This window comes from Haemophilus sp. Marseille-P9675 (genome assembly GCF_916862695.1).
Taxonomy (GTDB): domain Bacteria; phylum Pseudomonadota; class Gammaproteobacteria; order Enterobacterales; family Pasteurellaceae; genus Haemophilus; species Haemophilus haemolyticus_K.
Map to the genome: position 1 here is coordinate 1 of NZ_CAKASP010000013.1, position 2,458 is coordinate 2,458.

Below are 2,458 nucleotides of genomic sequence, written 5' to 3' on the forward strand. Positions count from 1 at the left end.
CTGTGGCTTTAATATTGACTTGGTTATCAGCAATCAATGTTGTGCCTTGTTTGCCTGAGATATCCGAACCTTTAATATTAATGTCAGAATTCTTTCCAGCACCCGTTGCCACAATATTCACCTTGCCACCCGCATTAACTTGAGATTTGGCTGCGGTTTTTCCTTCAGTATGAGTACGTGATTCGCTCTTTTTAAGCTATAAATAAAACTTATAATATTGCACAAATATTTTGCTTAAAAACTCTACAAAGTCTATATTTAAAACACAAAAAGTGCGGTCAATATCAAGAAATTTTAGAATTCACTGAATATTGACCGCACTTTTAAGCACCTTTGTTAATTACTGCCAAGGCTTAGCATCAGGCTTGCTGTGTTTTTTTCGCCATTGGATACATATTGGACTATCCCACATTAGCCTTTCTTCACAAACTGGACCACCTTCAAGATACCAACCCTTTTTCTCTAAACAAAGATTCTCTTCTGGATTAACACTTTCACCTGTCACAAAATCCATACCACAATCCGACATGTCTTTTTTTCTTCTTTCAAGAAAATTAATACGTCCTTGAGGATCTGAGTTAGGAAATAAAATCTTAGAATTATGCAAACGCCAATGATAATGTGGTGGTGGTGGTTGAAATCCACCAAAAGAACAAGCATTGATTGTTAGCAAACCAAATATAAAAAATAGAATCTTCATATCATTCTCCTTTTGATTTATTTAAATTAAAAATGGTTTGCTCATTTCCCATTTTTAGATCTACCTTCGTTCGATATCCATCAATAACGCATTGTCTTTGCCCTAGTCCATAGCAATTATGTACTGATGAATTGTCACCAAATATATCGCTAATACGTGCAATCCAACCTTTATTGAGATTATTTTCAGATGTCGTTGCAGGGTTTCCTCCTAATAAAATCGGTATACTACCTACTGGGTCACTAGCATGATTCTCAATCCGAATTGAACCATCAGAAGCCGTTCTTTCTTTACCCGTTTGCAATTGACTTAAATAGCTATCCGCTCTTGTTACATCTGCTGCAGGACCAACCATTTTAATTGTCGTACCTGAAAGTAGCTTTTTATCTCGGTTATCTTCTGTATTTAACGCTTTTAATGCATTACTTAATGTTAATGTGCCACGACTATGGGACCTCACGATGGCGCACGTTTCCTAACGCGTGCCTAAAACATCAATTTCACAATTCAGATTTTTACTATTTTCATTACAACTTTATTCAGTTTGTCTATTTTAGTTAGATTCAAGCACGCGCAGGAGACGCGCGTTATCTAGCCGCAGATCTTGCTTTTAGAAAAGTGCGGTCAATATTCAAGAGATTTTAGAATTCACTGAATATTGACCGCACTTTTAAGCACCTTTGTTAATTACTGCCAAGGCTTAGCATCAGGTTTGCTGTGTTTTTTTCGCCATTGGATACATATTGGTCTATTCCACATTGTTCTTTCTTCACAAATTGGTCCTCCTTTCAGATACCACCCCTTACTTTCCAAGCAAAGGTTTACTTCTTCGTTATCACTTTCACCACTGACAAAATCCATACCGCAATCCTTCATATCTTTTTTTCTTCTAGCAAGATATTTAGTTAAAACATCAGGATCTGAGTTCGGAAATAATGCTTTCTCGTTATGTAGCTGCCAATGATCATGTGGTGGTGGAGGTTGAAATCCTCCAAAAGAACAAGCATTGATTGTTAGCAAACCAAATATAAAAAATAGAATCTTCATATCATTCTCCTTTTGATTTATTTAAATTAAAAATGGTTTGCTCATTTCCCATTTTTAGCTCTTTCTCTGTTCGATATCCATCAATAACGCATTGTCTTTGCCCTAGTCCATGGCAATTATGTACTGATGAACGTTCATTACTAAATATATCTGCTATTCGCTGTAACCAGCTTTTATTCAGATTATTTTCAGATGTCGTTGCAGGATTTCCCCCCAATAAAATTGGCATACTACCTACTGGGTCACTAGCATGATTCTCAATCCGAATTGAACCATCTGAAGTCGTTCTTTCTTTACCTGTTTGCAATTGACTTAAATAGCCATCCGCTCTTGTTACATCTGCTGCAGGACCAACCATTTTAATTGTCGTACCTGAAAGTAGCTTTTTAGCTCGGTTATCTTCCGTATTTAACGCTTTTAATGCATTACTTAATGTTAATGTACCACGACTATGAGAACCAAGGTATAAATCATCTTTACCATACTGCTTCATGATATTCATCGCTTGTAAACTTGAATTATCCATACCTAATAAGTTTCCAAAAGAAGTTTCAAACATTTTCTCATAACCCGCCACTAAGAGCTCTGACAAACCATTTTTCGCTTCAGGATGGTGAACAAAATAAACATCTTTATATACCTTTTTATCTATATTGCCTGTTTTATCATCCCTGCCCGCAATATAGTTTTGTACTGCAAATTTTGCTGCTG

Annotated in this window: 4 protein-coding genes and 1 pseudogene; all 5 read right to left on the reverse strand. The window is 36.1% G+C overall.

Going from position 1 to position 2,458, the window contains the following annotated elements:
* Positions 1 to 193: pseudogene (locus tag LIX50_RS09625) on the reverse strand (hemagglutinin repeat-containing protein); the annotation flags it as partial.
* A gap of 147 nt (positions 194 to 340) precedes the next feature.
* Positions 341 to 700: a hypothetical protein gene (locus LIX50_RS09440; protein WP_048953124.1), complete on the reverse strand. Its 360-nt coding sequence runs from the start codon at positions 698 to 700 to the stop codon at positions 341 to 343.
* A gap of 1 nt (position 701) precedes the next feature.
* A complete protein-coding gene (locus LIX50_RS09445; RefSeq protein ID WP_226385949.1) occupies positions 702 to 1,160 on the reverse strand; it encodes a hypothetical protein in 459 nt (152 codons plus the stop codon).
* 227 nt (positions 1,161 to 1,387) lie between these two features.
* The gene (locus LIX50_RS09450) at positions 1,388 to 1,747 is read right to left on the reverse strand and encodes a hypothetical protein (RefSeq protein WP_046942313.1); all 360 of its coding nucleotides are present in this window, start codon (positions 1,745 to 1,747) and stop codon (positions 1,388 to 1,390) included.
* 1 nt (position 1,748) lies between these two features.
* The coding region (locus LIX50_RS09455) for a hypothetical protein (protein ID WP_226385950.1) at positions 1,749 to 2,458 on the reverse strand (710 nt) is incomplete at its 5' end.

Bases quoted from the DNA above. Each gene is read 5' to 3' on its own strand.
- LIX50_RS09440 (WP_048953124.1), bottom strand. From the start codon at position 700: ATGAAGATTCTATTTTTTATATTTGGTTTGCTAACAATCAATGCTTGT.
- LIX50_RS09450 (WP_046942313.1), bottom strand. From the start codon at position 1,747: ATGAAGATTCTATTTTTTATATTTGGTTTGCTAACAATCAATGCTTGT.